Below are 19865 nucleotides of genomic sequence, written 5' to 3'. Positions count from 1 at the left end.
AGGAGAGTTTACAGTCCCAGTCTGTTTGGTTTTGGTGGAGTGGTGGTGATGCTGTGCGGGTATGCTTGCGCCGTTTATTGGTCGCCTTGTCGTAGCAGTTGGCCAATGGTGTCGGCGAGCTCAAAAAGATTGGGAACGTCGTCGATTGCGGCGGCTGCGCCGCTTTTCTGAAGCAGTTCGAGTGCCTGGAGGAGGTACTCGTCGGTCGGGTGGGTGGTTGTTGCGTCGGTGTGTGTGTCTGGGTCTTGCTCTGTGGTGCTGTTGTCGCTCATCAAGCTGTTATCGGGCAGGTCACCGTAGTCGTGGTCGGCCGTGTCTAGATTCGTGACGAGCTGTTCGAATTCATGAAGCCAGTTCTCGTGCTCAATGACGGTGGTGGGTGGCTCGGTGGTGGGTGGTTGTTGGAGGCTGGTGGCGGCAATTTTGAACAGGGTGGTGTACCAGTCATCTGTTGGCGGAGTAGTAGGCGTTGGTGTGGTGGCGTGGTCTATTAATTCTGGTGCCCGGTCGTGCTCGGGAAGCCAGAGCGTGGGGTCACCCTGGGCGAGGACGTGAGATTCCCATCCTGGGGCGTCGGGGTTGGGAACGAGGTCGAGCATGTCGAAGGTGGGGAATGTGTCGGGTGTGAGGGATGACATGAGGTTGGGGGATGACATGAGGGACAGGGTTGGGTCGGTGGTGGGTGGTGTGTGTGGTTGTGCTGGATCGAGGGGGGGCGCTGTCTGAGGTTGATGGGTTTGCGGGCGTGGCGATGTGGGGCCGGTATCGCTGGGCGGGTTGTCCTGTTCGTCGTCGCTGAACAAGCCGTCGTCGCTGAACAAGCCGTCGTCGCTGAACAAGCCGTCGTCGCTGAACAAGCTGCTGTCGTTGGCTGGGCCGCTGTCGTCGGTAGGGGTGTGGGTTCTGGGGGCGAGCAGGGCGCTGAATGAGTCGTGGTCTGGGGCGGCGGCGATGATTGGGCCGTGATCGTGGTGGTTGTCCGGTGTGGTGGGCTGCGGGTGGGGGGGGCTAGTGAGGGAGGATGGGCGTGTTGTGGTGCGAGGAGCGGGGGTGCGGGCAGGGAGGGTGTGAGCAGCGGGATTGCGGGTGGTGATGTCGATACGCAGTTGTCGTTGCATTGGCAGGTGTGCCATCGGCCGGTCGTTGTTCGGGAGATGGCGGACGCTGGTTGTGATGTTGTGGGGCCAGCTGCTCTGGCCCCGGCGTGCCTGGGGGAACGCCCAGTCGTGTAGTGCGTTGAGTATGGCCTGGGCGCGAGGCTTGCCGTGGGTACCGTAGCCGGTTATTCGGACGTGCCCCGGTGTGGTGGGGAGTGAGGTGAGCTGGGTAAGGCGGGTGAGCACGGTGACGAAGTGGTCACGGTCTAGGGCGTTTTCCTGGGAGCCGGGGTCCAGGGGGAACACAATGAGCCAGCCGTGGGCCTGATCATCGTGGTGAGGGGTGGGAATCACCATGGTGGTTTCGGCCATGGACAACCGGGTGAATCGGTAGTTGCCTACGATCTCGGTGATGTCTACCTGATTAGGGTGTTGCCCGGCCTGCAGCGGCAGTACCTGGCTGCCCACGAGTGCTGCGGCGATCCATCCTGATGCGTGGTCGCGATGATGGTCCTGGTCATCAGCGGTGAGGGTGTCGGTGGATGCCGGACGCAGCCGTGCTGTGAGTTGCCGCACCAGCTCGTCCCGCACGAGCCGTGCGCGTTGGTCGGCTCTCTGGAACGCGGTACCGTACGCGGTGACCATCAACCGGCGATCGGCCACGACCACCTCGTCGTTGCCAAGGCTGGTCGACAGCGGCCGTGGTGCGATTGTTGGCAGCCTGTCGGCTAGAGCGTTGACCCGATTGGCGAGAATGGGGTAGTGCTCGGTCAGGTCAGTATCGGACAGGATGATCTGGGACTGTGTCACCTGCCGGTCGTGTGGCCGGATACTGTCACGGGAACCGACATCGTCCAGGCCTGGTGCCACATGTTGCTGACTAGTTCTGGCCCGTTTGGTATCCCGTGCGTCCAGCACCGCTGGTTGCGGGCGTTTGGAGCGTGTGCTAACGGGAACCGGCGCGGTCGCCATCCAATGATCCACCCCGTTGCTGCGCACGTCCAACCGGACCAGCCGCACCACCCGCGTATCAGGCCTGTCGTTCCCCACCTCCTGCGGGGGCAGCCCGTTGGGATGATAGATGTGAATATTCACCCCGTACACTTTCGCGGCTACGATCGGGGTGATGTCACCCGCCGCGTTAGCGTACACACCGGACGTGGCGACCCAGCCGATCAGCTGGTCCCGGTCCTGGCTGGTCAACTCCTCTGTGATACTCCGACCTTGGTCAACACGCATCATTGTGCGGGCGGTCAACTCGAACTCTGCAGTCCACAGCTGGCGGTCTGCCAGCTGACGAGTCAGGTCCTGCCGCAACTCTGCCGCCAAATCCTTTCGCATCTGCACCGCCGACAACGGTCGCCCATCCGCGTCACGCAACCCCGCTGTCCGCACCAGCGCGTGCATAAAACAATCCCCATCCCGGTCAACATCCACCGGGACCAACCCATCCGCCACCAACCGATCCGCCTGCCCCCGCGTCAACCCCGCATCGGTCAACCCCAACAACCAGCCATAACCGTTGCCCCCCAGTGCCTTCCGTTCCTCCCTCCCCACGGATATCGACGGCTCTTTTTCGAGGTCGTGCAGGCGCTGGCCGATGTTGACCCTTACGTTGTCGATCTCGCGCCACGCCCTTTTGTGGATGAGGGGACGCCGGCTTTTGCCATCCCATGCGGGCACCTCGCGCGCCTTGTTGTCGACCAACACATCCCGCAGGGCCTGCGCCCACTGCGCATCAGTCGGGTTATTTTTAGCGGGCTCGGCCGCGTCAGGGAGCGGGCGCCCGCCCATATCCAACAACCATTGATAACCGTTGCCCCCCAGTGCGTCCCATTCCTCCCGACCCACCCGCGCCGTCGGCTTGTCTTTGAGGTTGTGCAGGCGCTGGCCGATGTTGACCGTTACGTTGTCGATCTCGCGCCACACCCTTTTGTGGATGAGGGGACGCCGGCTTTTGCCATCCCATGCGGGCACCTCGTGCGCCTTGTTTTTGACCAACACATCCCGCAGGGCCTGCGCCCGCTGCGCATCAGTCGGGTTTTTTTTAGCGGACTTGGCCGCGTCAGGGAGCGGGCGCCCGACCATATCCAACAACCATTGATAACCGTTGCCCCCCAGTGCGTCCCATTCCTCCCGACCCACCCGCGCCGTCGGCTTGTCTTTGAGGTTGTGCAGGCGGTGGCCGATGTTGACCGTTACGTTGTCGATCTCGCGCCACACCCTTATGTGGATGAGGGGACGCCGGCTTGTGTCATCATCCCATGCGGGCACCTCGTGCGCCTTGTTGTCGATCAACACCTCCCGCAGGGCCTGCGCCAACTGCGCATCAGTCGGGTTTTTTTTAGCGGACTCGGCCGCGTCAGGGAGCGGGCGCCCGACCATATCCAACAACCATTGATAACCGTTGCCCCCCAGTGCGTCCCATTCCTCCCGACCCACCCGCGCCGTCGGCTTTTTTTTGAGGTCGTGCAGGTGCTGGCCGATGTTGACCGTTACGTTGTCGATCTCGCGCCACGCCGTTGAGTTGATGAGGGGACGCAGGCTTGTGTCATCATCCCATGCGGGCACCTCGTGCGCCTTGTTGTCGATCAACACCTCCCGCAGGGCCTGCGCCAACTGCGCATCAGTCGGTTTTTTTTTAGCGGGCTCGGCCGCGTCAGGGAGCGGGCGCCCGCCCATATCCAACAACCATTGATAACCGTTGCCCCCCAGTGCGTCCCATTCCTCCCGACCCACCCGCGCCGTCGGATTTTTTTTGAGGTTGTGCAGGCGCTGGCCGATGTTGACCGTTACGTTGTCGATCTCGCGCCACGCCCTTTTGTGGATGAGGGGACGCCAGCTTTTGCCATCCCATGCGGGCACCTCGCGCGCCTTGTTTTCGACCAACACATCCCGCAGGGCCTGCGCCAACTGCGCATCAGTCGGGTTATTCCTCTGGGTCTTGGTTTTGGAGTTGTTGCGGGCCGCTGCAGTAGGTGCGACCGTCTGCTGGTCGGTCCTGCGGGACCGTTTGACGGCTGATCCGTTTTGGCTTGTTTTCGGTGGGAGCTTGCGCTTAGCCCGCCGAGTACCCGAGGTAGGGCCCGATGGTGTGGTGTTGTGCGCCTGTTTATCGGTCGTGCGGGGGGCTGGGTGGGGCATGCCGGTCGCGCTACCCGCCCCTGTGGACGCGTCGGTGGTCGTGGTGGGGACTGCGTGGCTTGTCTCGAGATTGTCCGTATCGGCCTGGTCAGTGTTGGGGTGGTCGGCCGGATCGCGGGTGCTGTGCCAGGCCACTGAAGTGCGTGTGCCTTGCACGGTGGGTGTTTCCTTTGTGGTGGGCGCGGTATGCGTGGTGGCCAGGGTGGGCGCGGGTGTGTGTACCGGCACCGGTGTAGGTGCTGAGGCAGGGCTGTGCGTGGCGGCTATGTTGATGTCGGCGACGGTTTGGTGGGTTGGTGAGTAGGTATGCCAGTTTCCCGCGGTGGTGTTCTTTCCGGGGTGGCCGGTGTCGATCTGCCACCACGCGATTCCCGACGCTGGGGTTGTGGGGTCTGGGGTGATGCTGACGCCGAAGTGCAGGCGACCGGTCGGGGCGTGGACCACCGCATCCGGATAGTGGCTGGCTATCGCGGTCCAGAAGTCGTGGCCTAGCCGGCCAGCGGCGGCGCAGGCCCAGAGCACGATCGGCCGGTGCGCGCGCAAGGCGTCACGGAAGTCTTCGCTGGTCAGCATGATGCGGGCCAGCGTGCGTCCGTCAACCCAGGCCAGCTCGCCAGCCGGGTAGTTGTGTGGGGTGAGGAGTTGTGCGTGGGTGGGAGTGGCGTGTATGTCCACCAGATACGGTCGGTCCCGGTGATCCCAGGGCAGTGCGATTGTGTTGGCGGCGCGCGACCACTTCCCCGGCTGTCGCTGCCACCAGTCCGCCACACGGCCAACCTCGTCGCGCACGAACGTAGCTCCCACCGGCAGCCCGCTCTGGTCCGCGATCGCCGCCCGCCAGACCGGGCCAGCACCCCGATACCCCACGTAGCGGTCCTGTCCCAGCGAGTCGTGCGTCACAGCGACATCCATCGTCGCAGCGACATCCATCGTCGCAGCGTCCAGCTGCGTCGTGGGCTCGCCGTTGGACTTGGCATCGGTGTTGATGTTCCGACTGGGAGAACCGAGGCCGGTCTTCGCCGAGGTGCCGGACTTCGCCGACGGCTCAACCTTGACGGACTCTGTGTTGGTGTTCGCATTCGTTGTGGTCGTGATGACGTCGACCTTTTGCGGACCTTCGGCCTTGGGAGCGGCGATCTCCGTCTTGGGTGCGGTGTCGCTGTCGGGTGTGGTGCTCGCTGTGGTAATTTCGCTCGCCTGGCTGTCCAGCGTGGCGGGCTCGGCTTTTGGCGCGATGTTCGTGTTCGTTGTCGTCGCGGTCTGCTGTGACTGTTCGGTTTTGGCGCTGTTGACGTCTGTATTCCTGTCAGCTGCCACAACCTCTACCTTGGGCGCGGTCACACCGAACTGGTCGCCCCGATACTCGCCGAGCGAGGTCTGGTCCTCGTTGGGATCGAAGTCGATCAGAGTTTCGGTGTCGAGGTCATCGTAGTGGTCACTGACGAGCGTGACGACATCACTGTCGACATCGGACCGTGAGCCTTCAGTTGCCACGGACGTTTGATCAAACGGCCCTTCAAGGCCTGGTAGACCTTCCTGTTGCGGCCCGGTCGATCCCCGAACGGCGGGGTTTTGCGAAGACGTCGGACCCGAACCGGTTTCGTTGGTGGCTGAGGACTGAACTCCGTTGACCGCCGGGCCGGTTCCTCCGATCACACCGGGGCCACCGGTGACTCCGTTCGACAACTCCGTGGAAACCCTGCCTGTATCACCGCTTACAGCGTTCGGTCCGCTCGACGGCACTGCCGGACCTGTCGAGCCACCTGGCCCGGAGGTCACTGTGCCCAATCCTGTCCCACGATCGACATTGATCGTGTTCGGGACACCAGAGGCAACTGAACCATCGCCGGACCGGTCATTCACGGCTGCGTCTAGTCCGTTGCTTACAACACTCGGTTGGCCGCTAGGTACTGACGATCCACTCCCCGACACGTCTGGCCCCTTGTCGGCGACGCTCGGGCTATTCGACAACTCGTTGTCCCCGGCACCAGAGCCACCGAGGACATTCGAGCCACTGCCGGACCCGCCGTTTACTGCGGCCGGTCTGCCATCCACGCCAGAGCCGCCATTCGTGCCAGGAGCACCCGTGTCGCTGGACAGATACGTCGGGCCGTTGGCCGGGCCGCCCATCACACCGCCAGGGCCGTTCGACGACGGCATACCCAGGCTGTTGTTCCAGCCCTCGACCGACAGCCCGACTGGACCACCAGCGGCAGTCGGCGGCACGAGCGGACCTGAGCCCGGCGCAGGCGGTGGAATGAGCGGCCTACCGCCAGAGCCCACCAGACCGGTGACCCCACCAAAAGGCTGACTAGTCGGCGCGTTGCCCAGAGGCGGCTCGAGCGGGCCTGTACCGGGCGGGAGCGGCGGCGTGACCGGCCTGCCATCCGGCCCCACCAGCCCATGTCCACCACCGGACAGCGGCGGCTGATGCGTCGGCACGTTGCCGGGCGACGGCGCCAACGAACCAGTACCCGGTGCCGGTAGCGGCGTGACCGGCTGACCATCCGGCCCCACCGGACCGTCGCCACCACCACCAGACGCACCACCGCCCAGCGGCTGATTGTTGCCGCCACCACTCGTATTCGACGGACCACCAGCCGGACCCACCAGCCCCGCAGGGCCCGAGCCGCCCATGCCAACCAGACTGTCCGGATTGGCCAATGTGGGCGGCGGCACCACCTCCCCGCCGTGCAACCCCGCCTGCTTCTGCCGCTCGTGGATGGCCTCGCGGGCCTTCGTCTCCACCTCATGCATCACCGGGTCAGTGAACGTACTGTTCACAACACCAAAACCAATATCCAACGGCGAACCCCCAACAGCCATCCCCGCACCACCGGCCGCGATCTCACCCGCCCACCCGGACTGCATCCCGTTGACCCGGTTCTTGTTGTGACTCCCTTTCAGACCCGCTTTACGGCCAGCACTACCCGCCGCAGAACCAGCCCCACCACCGACAGCGCCGATACCCGCCCCGGTCCCCCAGTTCTTGAGATCCACCCGGCCCGGATCGGCCAAGTTGTCGGCAATACCACCCTGCGCGAACTCCTCGCCCGCTTCCTCCGCCGCCTCATCGACGAACCGGCGACCGGTATACCACCAATTGTCCGGCGGAATCTGCTTGATCAGTTTCGGCACGGCGAACCCAGACGTCGGAATATCACCCAGCCCCTTGGACGCCACCTTCACAAAGTCATCGAAACCCTGAGTCATCGCGGTAACCGCGACGTTGTCAGCGCCCCTCTTAACGCCCTCCCACGCGATCCTCGCCGCAATAATCGCCGCCGTCTTGTAGCTGATGCCCATCCGCACCAGCCGAACCATCAACTGCCCGAGCGCGAACACAAACGGCCACGTCGCCCACAGAAAGATGGACGCCGCGATATACGCCAGCTCCGACACCGTCCAGACCACCTGGACATAAATCCCGTACCGGCCAGAGTCGATATTGGTGGCCTGCTCGTCGAGCTTCCACGCCTGCAAATTCGCGATATCCGCGAGCGCCTGCCCCCGGCCATCATTGAGCTCCGCCATATGCACACGGAACTTCTCCGCCACCTCGGGACTGACACTGTCCCCGACCCCGTCCACCAGACGCTGCAGGCCCTCGCCCGCGCTCAGAACCCGCTGCGCGTAAGCCCGATACGCCACAGCCTGCTCACGCATCAGCTCGATCTGCCCAGGCGGCAGCGGCCCACCCGCGATCAGGATCGGTAGGCCCTGCCAGCCATCCGGAATCAGATGGCTCTGGTCACCTGACGGTTCAGACATAACAACTGGTCTCCATCACCGCGCAGGTGGCGCTTCCAGCCGCCGGAACGCAGGAAACCCGCACGGCACACCACCTTCGCGTGCTCAGGGGATCATTTCTCGCGAGGCTCTACCTGCGCACTCGCTCGCTTCGTTTCCGTATTGCTCAAGAACGGCTCCATAGCCGAGGCTTTTGTCACCGGAACCGCCTCGGCGCCCGCATCCGACAACAGCGCGCGGTGCGCCGCGGGCTCGGCCGGAATCGGCTCGTACGAACCACTCCAGCGCGTCATAGGCGGATTGCCGCCACCGCCACCGCCACCGCCACCGCCACCGCCACCGCCACCGCCACCGCCACCGCCGGAAGTATCGCCGAACGGTGACATGAGCGCGCCCGCCAAACGGACGTTGTTGTCCTCGTTGTTCTCAAGGATGTCGACCATCGCCTTGACCTTGCCCGCGATGGCCCGATAGTCCCTGGCCCAACCGCCATGCAAGTCTTCCATCTCACCGCCGGAACTGGCGAAATCCGCGGCGAACTTCTTGCCGTTGTCGTCGTCGCCATAAATGTACTGCCCGCCGGTGACACCGCCCGGCGCTGACCGCAACGGGTCGATCGAAGCCTCGATGTAATCCGCCGTGTCATCGAACCCCGGCATGTAGGTCCGGAGGGCGGGGATGCTTGCCCTGATCTCGCCGCCGCTCATGCCGTCGGCCTCTCGAAGAAGCCTGAGCCGTCGAAGTCCTTCGGCAACAGCGCATCCAGGTTGGCCGTACCGTCCATCATGGCCTTCAGGTCGAACCCTGGCGGCGTCATGGGAGCCATCAACTCGGCCATCTTGTCACGGGATTCCGCCTGCGCCTTGGCGATGGTGTCCATCACCGTCGCGGCGAGCTCCGACGGGGTCAGCCTCCGGTACGCCGTCGTCGGGAACTGCACGCTCCGAACCTGGCCGTGTTGACCAACAGTCACCGACACCACCTTGCGCGGCGCGGTGACCGTCACCTCGATCTCGGCCAGCTGCCGGTGTATGTCCACAGCGACACCACGCCTTCGCTCGAACTCGTCGAAGGCCTGCTGGAGCCGCTCTTCCAGTGAAGACACATCCATCACCTCAATCGGCTATCCGAACAAGTAGACGACCACGCCAGCCAATGAACAAGAAAGATGCCCTCAATCACCTTCTCCGGGTGTCTTTCCGGCCCTTGATCGATCAGATATGTGCAACCCAAGGTAAAAAAAGGGCTCACCCCCTTCGCGCGCATTTTGAGGGCGAAGTTGTCCATCGCGTTCTGGAGGCTGGCCGCGCCCTGTCCCTGCCATCCGCTGCCTTCGCCCGCGACCGAGCCCGCGGCCTTGCTGATCTGGGCGGCGAGCTGTTCCAAGTTGGCCTGTGCCCGTCCGAAGACCACGGAGGCCGTGAACAACGTCTGTGGATCGATCAGCCCGGCGACCCGCGCGGGCCCATCGCCGGACGGCGGCATGGACGCACCGCCGAGGATGGCGGCCCGGATCTCCTTCCAGGTCCACGACTCGAAGTCGTTGGAGTTGTTGAAGGCCGCGTTCGTGTCGACGAACACCCCGTCGGAGTTCTCGGTGAATCCTGACGCCGGCATACCTACTAGGGCAGCCGCACTTTGGGATCCTGGCTGGTGAGAGCGTCCGCGGGACCCTGCTGATCATGAAGACAACCGCCTCAAGATCATCATGTTGTGAGGCAAGAAGACCGTGAGGCGGCTGCGGCTGCCATCGTAGAGGGTGACCGTGCGGTGTCGAACCTGGCCACGCTGCACCAGCGGCTCAAGCCCTGTTTCGCCCGGACGCGGCCCTATGACCAGGCCGGGAAGTACATCGTGGCGTTGATGAGTGATCTGCCCCGCAAGAACGGCTGGACCATCGCCGAGTATGTCGGGGACACCACACCGGATCCGACCCAGCGGCTGCTCAACCACGCGGTGTGGGACCACGAGCAGGCGATGGGGGTGGTGCGTGGGTTCGTGGCCGAGCACCTGGCCGATCAGCCGCTGGTGGTGGCGGCGTTGGACGAGTCGGGACAGAAGAAGACCGGCAATGCCACGGTGGGCGTCAAGCGGCAGTACATGGGGTGCGCCGGCCGGATCGCCAACGGTGTGAACACCGTGTACTGCTCGTATGCCACACCCGGTGGGCATGCTCTGGTCGGTGCCCGGATCTATGTCCCGGCCGATCAGCTTGCCGTCCAAGCGCGCCGGGCCGCGTGCGGGATCGGCACGGATGTCACCTTCCGCACCAAGCCCCAACTGGCCATCGATATCTGTCGCGACATGGTCACCGACGCCACGATGCCGCCCTGGGGCCGCGGGCGATGAGGTCTACGGCCGCTCCAGTCAGTTACGGGAGTTCTTGCAAGACCACGGGATCGGCTACGTGATGCGGGTCGGATGCGCCTTCCACATCGCGGTCGCGCCTGGGGACAGCGCCCGCGCTGAGGAGGTGGTGGCTCGCTATCTCAGGCCGGGCGGCAACGCTTGGCAGGTCTGCTCGGTCGCCGGCTCGAAGGGCGAACGCCGCTACGCCTGGGCCTGGATCGCAACCGTCGGCCCACGCCACTTTCTGTTGGTCCGCAAGCACTTGCAGACCGGCGAATTGGCCTTCCATTACTGCTACGTGCCCGAGGGCCGCCCGGTCACGTTGATGACCCTGGTCCGGGTGGCCTGCCTGCGTTGGCCGGTCGAAGAGGGGTTGTGCGCCACGAGGCGCTCTGTCGTATTCCCGGTTCAGCCGGGAGGAACTTGGAGGGAGGTTTCTGGGTCTGATGGCTTACCCAGCGCTGAAAGGTTAAGGGGACAAGAGCATGCCAGGAAACCAGCGGCCGGGCCCAGGCGTCTGGGACGGTGCATTGGGAGACCCGCGTGATATGGCGAAAGCTGGCTTGCTTGAAGCCCAATCTCCAGTGATGGAACTTCGCATCCTCCGGAACGGCGCCTGAAACCGGTGCCCGTGTCCTGCCCTGGTGCTGAAGCCAAGCCGGGGCAACCTCCAGGACGCGGGACGATGCCCAGCGAGGGCATTGAAGGAGATGAGTGGGCCGCCCATCCCGATGTCGACCCGCCTGCGCTGGCCGCCGGAGAGCGTCTCGGGCGTGCGCTTTGCCAGTGCCGTCAAGTCAAGCAGCTCAAGGACGTCGTCGGCTCGCTTCGCCGCGTCGAGGCGTTTCATGCCGTGGCTACAGCCTTGGGTGATCAGTTCGTCGCGGATTCTGTAGTTCTCGCCCGCGCTGTTGTTCTGCCCGACGTAGCCGATACGGGCGCGCACGCCGTCCGGGTCTTTGACGATGTCACAGCCCGCGACGGTCGCTGTGCCGGACGTCGGCGGCAGCAGCGTCGTCAGCATCCGGAACAGCGTCGACTTGCCCGCGCCGTTCGGGCCTAAGCCTGAATCCACCGATAGACCTTGTGTTGATCTTCCGGGGTGTTCTGGTCATGTGTGGATCTTGGGTTTTGGTGGTGGGCATGGTGAAACGGCTGGCTTGTCCAGCGTGTCCACGGGAGGTCTCCGGTCGGGCCCTGGCGGGCGGGTGGTGAAGAAAAGGTCAGGCGGCGGGTGGGCTGGCGGCGGTGTGCAGGGTGGTGAAAGCCTCGGCCCAGGGCCAGTGCTCGGGTAGGTGCAGGACCGGGCGGCCTTGAGGGCGGGCAAGGCGGGCTGGGACGCAGACGAGGTGTTTGCGCAGTGTCGCGCCGCGGGCTTTGGCGTGGAAGGTGCTGGTGAGGCTGCCTGCGGCGCGCAGCAGGTTGTGGGCGAGGGCGGTGCAGACGACCCACGCGGCGTTGGCGTCGAACTGCCCCGATGGCAGATGCGCCAGCGGGCCGTCGATGAGGTCGGCGAAGGTCGTTTCGACGATCGCGTGCTGCCGGTGGGCGAGATCAGCGTCTACTGTGGATAGTTCGGTGTTGGTGAAGAACGCGTGGTAACGCCAGATCGGGAACAGGGCGTTCTCGGAGTTCTTGTCCTTCACCCGGCGTACCACCAGCCGGGCGGTGATGACGTGGCGGGTTCCGGCGAAGGCGGTATAGCCGGTCTCGGCGACCTCGGCGTCAGAGATCAGCTCGCCGGTATCGGGATCTTCCACCGAACCCGGGTAGCGCACCGCGACCCACGCGTCCTCGGCGATCGCCGTGATGGCGGCCTGGATTGACGGGTTGGTCGCCACGGTGATCGAGAACATCGCCCCGGCGCGGCGTGCGGCACTGACCACTGTGCCGGCGTAGTAGGCGGAATCGCCGCGGACCAGGATCCGTCCCGCGCGTGCCCCGGCGGCTTTCGCAGTGTTCAGGGCTTGGGTCAGTAACCTCGCCGCGCCCCGCGCGGAACCGGCGTTGCCTGCCCGCAGACGGATCGCGGCGACGAGGGGTGCGGCCAGCCGGGTGGAGATCGTGACCACCAGCGGCGAGAGCCCTCGCAGCAACAATTGGTAGCCACCGACTTTGGCCGGCCCGAACCGCGCACCTCGTTTCTGGGTGCCGTACACGCGGCGCAGCAGCGAGTCGATGTCCACAAAGGTCATCTGATCCGCCCCGGCCAGCACCGGGGTCTTCGCCGCCAGCGACACCAGCATCGCGCGCAGCACCGCGGCCAGTTGCAGCGCATGGCCGTGGGTGAACGAGCGCAGAAACGATCCCAGCGTCGAGGGCGCGTACACCCCGGTGAACAGACGTTTCATCCCGCCGTGGCGGATCACGTCCAGGTCATCGATACAGTCCGCGCCCGCGAGCATCCCCGCGACGATCGAGGCGACCTTGCCTGCCGGGCTGGCCCCAGTCGACGGGATCGGAGCGTTCGTGATCTCTACCTTCTGCGCTACCAGTTCCGACATGCCCGCCCGCTCGGCCAGCGCCATCACCGGCACGATCCCGGCGCAGGACACGAGATTCTCCTCATCGAACCGCACCGCCGCCCGCGACCACCTGTGCGATAATTTCACTGAAAGTGCCTTCCATCCCCGGGTGATAATCGAGCCTCAGTAACTCGTATTATCACAGGTCAGAAGGCACTTTCACTTGTAACACGCCGCCCCGAACACCCACTCATCAGTGGATTCAGGCTAAGAGGGCATCTGATCTTGGTTGGGGCGATATGTCTGTGTCGGGTGACGGCTGATACCTTGATCAACTTGTGGGGTCCCGGCGTGCGTACCGCAGCGACTTGTCCGATGCTCGCTGGGCGTTGATCGAGCCAACGCTGACGGCGTGGCGTGCTGCCCGGCGTGGGCCGGGAACCGTGATGCGCGTGCATGACTTGCGGGAGATCGTGAACGCGATCCTGTACGTGTGCCGGACCGGGATCGCCTGGGAGTATCTGCCGCACGACTTCCCGCCCTGCAAGACGGTTTATGACTACTACGCCAAGTGGGAAGCCGATGGCACAACGGAAACGCTGCATGACCTGTTGCGTGACCAAGTCCGCGTCGCGAAAGGCCGCGCTGCTGCCCCGACGGCGGCGATCATCGACTCGCAGAGCGTGAAAACCTCCTGCAATGTCAGCGAATCCAGTCAGGGTATCGACGCGGGCAAGAAGATCAAGGGCCGCAAACGGCACATCGCCACCGATGTGCTCGGCCTGCTGCTGGCGGTAATCGTGACCGCGGCGTCGGTGCAGGATTCCGCTGGCGGGCAACAGGTTCTCGATCATCTCGCCGCTGCGCATCCGACCGTGTCGGCGGCATGGGTGGACGGTGGCTACAACAACACAGTCATCCGTCATGGAGCCCAGCGGGGTATCCGGGTTGAGGTCGTCAAACGCCCTTCTGCCAAGGGATTCCACGTGTTGCCCCGGCGGTGGGTAGTGGAGCGCAGTCTGGGCTGGCTGATGCAACACCGCCGACTCGCGCGCGACTACGAAGCCCTGCCCCAGCGGTCGCGCACGATGGTCCACTGGGCGATGACTAACATAATGAGCCGCACCCTGACCGGGGAATCCACCCAAACCTGGCGAAACGATCCACCCAAAGCAGACATTCTTGCCTAACTAAGATCAGATGCCCTCTAAGGCATTGGCGGAGGAGTTGGGCGCCGATCCGTCACCGGAACTGTCATCGCTGCACGCCGAGATCCTGCAGGGCGCGCCGGAAACGAATCTGCGTGTCCCGTTGACGAGCTTCGTGGGGCGTTCTGCCGAAGTCGACGAGGTGAGGCGGCTTGTGCAGGACCACCGCTTGACCACACTCACCGGTCCAGGCGGCTCGGGCAAGACCCGGTTGGCGATCGAGGCCGCACGTGGCTTACCTGGCGAGGTGTGGTTCGTCGAACTCGCCGCGCTCAACGACGACGTGTCCCAGGCGATCCTTTCTGCCTTGGGAATCAGGGAACTCGGCGCGTTACGGACTCGTTCTTTGCTGCTGGTGTTGGACAACTGTGAGCATGTGATCGACGAGGTTGCCCACCTCGCCGACAAACTGCTGGGCGAATGTCCCTTGTTGCGGATCCTTGCCACAAGCCGTGAACCTATTGGTATCACGGGGGAAGCTGTTCGGTTGGTTGAACCGCTCGACCTCCCGCCCGCTGAGGCTTCGTTCGCGGATTCGCTGTCTTATCCCGCAGTGCGGTTGCTGGCCGAGCGTGCGCATCCGGGATTTTCGCCTACGCCTGCGGTTGTCCAGATCTGCCGTGCGTTGGACGGCATCCCGCTCGCTCTCGAACTGGCCGCCGTGTTGTTGCGGACGATGACAGCGGAACAGGTCGCGTCCAGGTTGGACGACAGGTTCCGGTTGCTTACCAAGGGAAGTCGTACCGCTTTGCCTCGGCATCAGACCCTCAAAGCTGTGATCGACTGGAGCTGGGATCTGCTTTCGTCTCGGGAACAGGACGTGCTCTGCCGGCTCGCGGTGTTCTCCGATGGCGCGACTCTGGAGGCCGTTGAACATGTCTGCGGCCCTGACGCCGTTTCTGTGTTGACTTCTTTGGCGGACAAGTCTTTGGTGATCGCGGGTGGTCGTTTTCGAATGTTGGAGACGATCAAGGCTTACTGCTTGGACCGTCTCGACGATGCTGCGGGAGCGCGGCAGGCACATGCTTCGTATCTGATTTCGTTGGCTGAGGCGGCCGATCCGCATTTGCGGCGGGCCGAACAGGTCGAGTGGCTGGCGAAGATGGAGGCTGAGGACGCCAACATCAACAGCGCTTTGCGTTTCGTTACCGATGCGCAGACTGGTGTTCGGTTGACTGCGGCTGTCGGCTGGTATTGGTTGCTCGAGTGGTCTTTGCGGTGTCGTCGGGTTCCTGGTGTTTGCCTTGGCGTTCGCGCTTTGGCTTTGCCGGGTTCGGTTGATCCTGACTTGCGGGCCACGGCTTGCACCGCTGTCGCCCAGTTCAATTTCTTGGGCAATGGTGACGAAGAGCAAGCGCTTGGTTGGGTAAGTGCCGCGCAGCAACTCGGCGGTCGTCACCCACTCGTACAACTCGTGTCCCCGGACCCGCTGGCCTCCGATGATCCTTGGGTGCGTGCGATGGGCCAGCTTTACCTGGCGATCGGTGCCCTCGTTGCTGGCGATCCTTCCGATGCAGGGTTTCGTACGGCTTTGGCCGAGTTCCGGGTTCTCGGCGAGCGTTGGGGGATCTCGACTTCGCTGACCAACTTGGCGGATTTGGCCGCGTGGCGCGGTGATCTCTCCGCCGCCGTGGCTCATTGCCAGGAAGCGGTCGATGTGGTCGAGGAGATCGTTCCTCCTGAGGATGCTTGGAAACCCCGGCTCAGATTGGCCCAGTTGCTGTGGTTGCGTGGCGACCGGGATGGGTCGGCTTTGGCTCTGTCCGTGGCCTCTCGGGACGCTTCGCGGATCGGGTTGCCTGAGGCTCAGGTCGCCGCTGCTTTCACGGCGGCCGATATCGCCCGGTGGGCTGGCGATGTTCCCGCCGCTCAGGCCGCGTTGGCGAAGGCTACGTCTTTGGGCAAGGATCTCACGCTGAACTGGGGTTTCCGTGCGATGGTCTTGGACTTGCGTGCGTATTTGACAGGATCTTCGCGGGAGGATGCGCTGGCTTTGGCGCGCCGCAGCCGGAGCGCGCCGGTGATCGCGCAGGTGTTGATTGGCCAGGCCGACCAGGCTCTTGGCTCGGGCGACCTGGCCGAGGCCGCACGGTTGCTCGCGGAGTCTGTGGCTGTTCGCGGAATGCCGGACCTGTCAAACCCTGACGCCGCGCGCATCCAAGCAAAACTGTCAGACCCCTATGGTTAACTAAAAATAAGGGATCCCCTTGTGACGGGATTTGTCGCGGAGAAGGTTGCGGGGTGGACGGTGTCTCCGCAGGTCACGGAGCTGCGCTGGTATTGGGCAATCAGCGGTCAACGGCAGGCCGCGAAGCAGTGTGGGCGCCAGCTACCTGCGGAGCTGTCTTTTCAACGCAGGTGGCGGAGCAGGAAGTCCCAGGTGCGGCGGTGCACATACGTCTCGTAGCCGGTGAACACGTGATCCGCGCCTGGCACGATCAGCAACTCGAAGTCCTTGCCCGCCGCGATCAACGCCTCAGCCAACCGGTACGTCTGGTCCGGTGAAACCTGGTCATCGAGACCGCCGTGCACGAGCATCAGCTTGCCAGCCAACCCATCCACTGAGTCCACATTGGAGTAACCGGCAAAGACATCCGCGTCGTAAGGTCCGTACATGTCGGTGGTGGCGGGGTCGGTGTATCGGTAATCGTGCACGCCGGACAACGCCACGCCGACCTTGTACACGTCCGGGTGGTCCAGCATCGCCCGAACGGTTGCGAACCCACCGCCGGACAGGCCACAAATGCCCACCCGGTCGAGGTCCATCCACGGGCGCGTCATCGCCAGCTGCCGCAAAGCCGCCACATGGTCATCCAACCCCGCGGACATGTTCTGGTATGACGCGTCCCAGAAAGCCTTGTCCCGCCCGGGAGTTCCGCGTCCGTCGACAGCGATCACCACGAAACCCAAAGCTGCCAACGCTTCAGCGTCGTGACCATGCCATCCTGCGTCAAAAGCCGCGCTGACCCTGGTCACGAACGGGTTCAAATACGTGTGGTCCACGACCGGATACCGAACCGCAGGGTCAAAGCCGTGCGGGCAATACAGCACGCCATACACATCCGTCGAGCCATCGGCGGACTTCACACAGAAACGTTCCGGCGGGGACCATCCGGTTTCCAGAAGCGCAGAAATGTCCGCGCGGCCAAGCTCCTCCACAACATGACCGTCCCACGATCGCACCACATGCACCGGCGGGGTGTCCGGTGTGGACGCTGTGTCGAGGAAGCCAGCGACGCCAGGAACCACCACGTGGTCCAGTTCGTCGGCGGTCACCACAGCAAAACCTGTCCCGTCCAAGCCGACCCGGCAGACCGTGCTGCGGTACGGATCAGCTGAAACCAAGCCAACAGCCACGAAATGCACGACGTCGTCGGCCACCCGCAGGATCTGCTTCACCTGCCACGGACCAGACGTGACCTGCCGAACCATCGAGCAATCCGAGTACAGGTACAGATGGCCCCAGCCATCCCGTCCGGAGTACCACAGCACATCCCCCGATGGCAGCACGTACACCGCGGGCCCCAGCATCAGGTGCTGGCCAGGCAAGATCCGGCCCTCACCGGACTCGTGCACAACCGTGCGCACCAAGCCAGATTCTGGATCGAGCCTGTGCAACGCGAGCCCATCCGAAGTGGACAGGTAGTACACGGCGTCGGCCGCCCACCATGCCCATTTCATCTGGATCGGCGACAGCATCGGCATCGGCACACTGGCCCCATGCAGCACAGCGCCGGAACACACATCGACAACCACGAACTCCGCCAGCTGCACCTGCTCGTCACCGGGCAGAGCCGAGCGTTTCGAGCGCAGACCGTCGGACGAGAGCAAGTACTTGATCCGCAAGCCCTCTTGGATCGTTCGATGTGTCAGCACTTTCGTCGAGTCAGGCGACCACACCGCCGCAGGCGGCGCGTGCGGCAGTCCCAGCATGGTGAACATCGGCGCGTACATGAAGTAGTCCGGGTTGGCGCCGTAGTCGTGGTCCACGTCGCCATCCGTCGTCAGCGGGCGTTCATTGCCGTCCGAACGGATCCAGAGGTTGTAGTCACGGCGAAAAACGACGTGCTTGCCGTCCGGCGACGGGATCTCCATCGGGTTACCGGGCGGCTCGGCCCATGGCGGTACAACCGTTCCTCCGCGCACAAGGTTTGGGCGGTTTGCCGTAAGAAGTTGCTCAGCGATTTCGTACATGCGGCTCACTGTGGTCAAGCGTGCTGACATATGACCTCGCTGGCGCTGACACGGGACTGATATCCGTGACCAGATCCGTCCGCATCACGGCCTACGTGTGCCTTACCAACGGCTGTCCTGAGCCGCGATGCTCGTGGCATGACCAAGGCGCTGATCGTGATTGACGTGCAGGAATCGTTCCGGCAGCGGCCCAGCTGGGCCGAGTTGTCCAACCCGGACATCGTTGGGCAGGTGAACCGGCTCGTGGACCTGGCGAGGGCGGAGAACGACCTGGTCGTGTGGGTGCTGCACAGCGAGCCGGGCAGTGACACTGTGTTCGATCCGGCGAACGGGTACGTCCGGCTGCTCGACGGACTGAAGCCTGACGAGGGCGAGCCGGTGCTGTTCAAGACGTCGCACAACGCGTTCACCACGACCAACCTGCAGCAGACGCTGACCGCACGCGGGATCAGGGAGCTGCTGATCAGCGGCATCCGGACCGAGCAGTGCTGCGAGACGACCACCCGGGTCGGCAGCGATCTCGGGTTCGAGATGACCTTCGTCACCGACGCCACCGCCACCACACCGCTGCCGCACTGGAAGACCGGCGCCGTGCTCAGGACCGATCAGCTGATCGAACGAACCGAGTACGCGTTGGCGGGCAGGTTTGCGACGATAGCGACCGTGGCGGAGCTGACCGGATCGTGACCCGCGTGGTCTTCCTGCTGGTCCCGGGAGTCCATCTACTGGATCTCTCGGGGCCTGCACAGGTGTTCTCCGACGCGGCCGACCTCGGCCTCGGCTACGAGCTGAGCTATGTCGCGCAGAGCGCTGAGGTTCCCAGTGCGCAGGGCCTGCCGCTCGGCGCGGACACGTCACTGCCCGCACTGTCCACTGAGGATCTGATTCTGACGCCAGGCTGGCGCTCCCCTAGGCTCGTGGGCACTGGGCAGCTGAGCGACACGACTCTGGCCTGGGTGCGCGACCACCACGCCGCGGGTGGTGTGGTCGCGAGTGTGTGCGCGGGCGCGGACATGTTGGGGCGAGCGGGTCTGCTCGATGGGCGCCGGTGCACCACCCATCACGACCTGCAGGATGAGCTTGAACTGCGCTATCCGCGCGCGACGGTCGTGCGTGACGTGCTTTACGTCGTGGACGACCGCGTGATCACCTCGGCGGGCATCGCCAGCGGTATCGACCTGGCGTTGCACATGATCACAACGCGCCATGGGCCTGCCGCTGCCGCCAGCATCGCCCGCGGGATGGTCGTCTACGCCCGCCGTAACGGCGACGAACCGCAGTCCAGCGTCCTGCTCAAACACCGGTCGCACGTGAACGAGACCGTGCACCGCATCCAGGACGTCATCGAAACTCGCATGACGGACCGGCTGTCGCTGGCCGAGCTCGCTCAACTCAGCGGATGCAGCGAACGAACCGTGACGCGCCTGTTCAGCCGCGCGACCGGCATGACGCCCTTGCGCTATCAGCAGGCACTGCGCCTGGAACGCGCCGAGCATCTCATCGGGCATGGCGCCACCGTCGAATCCGCTGCCCGGATGGTCGGCTTCGAGGACGCCCGCATGCTTCGCCGTCTCCGCTCGCGCTGACCTGATGGTAGCTTTGTTTGCAAAGCAAAATTAACTGGGCGACTGCCTGGCCTGGCCGGGTAAGTCAGTACC

General features: G+C 64.2%; 13 protein-coding genes and 1 pseudogene. 7 read left to right on the top strand and 7 right to left on the bottom strand.

All coding sequences use genetic code 11. The annotated features are described in order from the left end of the window. Positions 1–74: 74 nt before the first annotated feature. Entirely contained in the window at positions 75–5582 is a 5508-nt protein-coding gene (locus tag LWC34_RS31510) for a hypothetical protein (RefSeq protein ID WP_250109458.1), read from the bottom strand. Between the two features lie 745 nt (positions 5583–6327). Here LWC34_RS31510 and LWC34_RS31505 point away from each other — a divergent pair. Next, on the top strand, positions 6328–6552 hold the full coding sequence (locus tag LWC34_RS31505; protein WP_233724828.1) for a hypothetical protein: 225 nt from the start codon (positions 6328–6330) through the stop codon (positions 6550–6552). A 440-nt stretch (positions 6553–6992) separates the two neighbouring features. After that, positions 6993–7958: a hypothetical protein gene (locus LWC34_RS31500; RefSeq protein ID WP_250109457.1), complete on the top strand. Its 966-nt coding sequence runs from the start codon at positions 6993–6995 to the stop codon at positions 7956–7958. A 146-nt stretch (positions 7959–8104) separates the two neighbouring features. Here the strand turns inward: LWC34_RS31500 and LWC34_RS31495 are convergent, their stop codons facing one another. Genes LWC34_RS31495 through LWC34_RS31485 form a run of 3 tightly spaced genes read right to left on the bottom strand, consistent with a single transcriptional unit; the run spans position 8105 to position 9608 of the window. After that, positions 8105–8698, bottom strand: coding sequence for a hypothetical protein (locus tag LWC34_RS31495; RefSeq protein WP_233727865.1), 594 nt, complete (start codon positions 8696–8698; stop codon positions 8105–8107). Further along, on the bottom strand, positions 8695–9096 hold the full coding sequence (locus LWC34_RS31490) for a YbaB/EbfC family nucleoid-associated protein (protein ID WP_233728700.1): 402 nt from the start codon (positions 9094–9096) through the stop codon (positions 8695–8697). The genes LWC34_RS31495 and LWC34_RS31490 overlap by 4 nt, the downstream gene beginning before the upstream one ends. A 5-nt stretch (positions 9097–9101) precedes the next feature. Further along, positions 9102–9608: a hypothetical protein gene (locus LWC34_RS31485; protein WP_233728699.1), complete on the bottom strand. Its 507-nt coding sequence runs from the start codon at positions 9606–9608 to the stop codon at positions 9102–9104. 96 nt (positions 9609–9704) lie between these two features. Between LWC34_RS31485 and LWC34_RS59335 the strand changes: the two are divergent. Continuing rightward, positions 9705–10713: pseudogene (locus LWC34_RS59335) on the top strand (IS701 family transposase); the annotation flags it as partial. Between the two features lie 96 nt (positions 10714–10809). Here the strand turns inward: LWC34_RS59335 and LWC34_RS31475 are convergent. Further along, entirely contained in the window at positions 10810–11415 is a 606-nt protein-coding gene (locus LWC34_RS31475; protein WP_233728696.1) for an ATP-binding cassette domain-containing protein, read from the bottom strand. A 148-nt stretch (positions 11416–11563) separates the two neighbouring features. Next, positions 11564–12952, bottom strand: coding sequence for an IS1380 family transposase (locus tag LWC34_RS31470; RefSeq protein ID WP_233722400.1), 1389 nt, complete (start codon positions 12950–12952; stop codon positions 11564–11566). Between the two features lie 191 nt (positions 12953–13143). Here LWC34_RS31470 and LWC34_RS31465 point away from each other — a divergent pair, with 191 nt between their 5' ends. Continuing rightward, complete coding sequence (locus LWC34_RS31465) at positions 13144–13995, top strand: IS5 family transposase (protein WP_233722595.1); 852 nt, start codon at positions 13144–13146, stop codon at positions 13993–13995. A 10-nt stretch (positions 13996–14005) separates the two neighbouring features. Continuing rightward, the gene (locus LWC34_RS31460; RefSeq protein WP_233728695.1) at positions 14006–16201 is read left to right on the top strand and encodes an ATP-binding protein; all 2196 of its coding nucleotides are present in this window, start codon (positions 14006–14008) and stop codon (positions 16199–16201) included. Between the two features lie 161 nt (positions 16202–16362). Here the strand turns inward: LWC34_RS31460 and LWC34_RS31455 are convergent, their stop codons facing one another. Continuing rightward, positions 16363–18207, bottom strand: a complete 1845-nt coding sequence (locus tag LWC34_RS31455) for a S9 family peptidase (protein WP_233728694.1) — start codon at positions 18205–18207, stop codon at positions 16363–16365. A 138-nt stretch (positions 18208–18345) separates the two neighbouring features. Between LWC34_RS31455 and LWC34_RS31450 the strand changes: the two genes are divergently transcribed. Next, positions 18346–18894 carry a cysteine hydrolase family protein gene (locus tag LWC34_RS31450; protein ID WP_233728692.1) on the top strand — a complete coding sequence of 183 codons (549 nt, stop codon included), beginning with the start codon at positions 18346–18348 and terminating at the stop codon, positions 18892–18894. Further along, on the top strand, positions 18891–19793 hold the full coding sequence (locus LWC34_RS31445) for a GlxA family transcriptional regulator (RefSeq protein WP_233728691.1): 903 nt from the start codon (positions 18891–18893) through the stop codon (positions 19791–19793). The genes LWC34_RS31450 and LWC34_RS31445 overlap by 4 nt, the downstream gene beginning before the upstream one ends. The last annotated feature ends 72 nt before the right edge of the window (positions 19794–19865 follow it).

Origin of the sequence: Kibdelosporangium philippinense (genome assembly GCF_021390435.2) — a bacterium.
Taxonomy (GTDB): Bacteria; Actinomycetota; Actinomycetes; order Mycobacteriales; family Pseudonocardiaceae; genus Kibdelosporangium; species Kibdelosporangium philippinense.
This window is presented reverse-complemented; position numbering and strand designations above follow the sequence as displayed.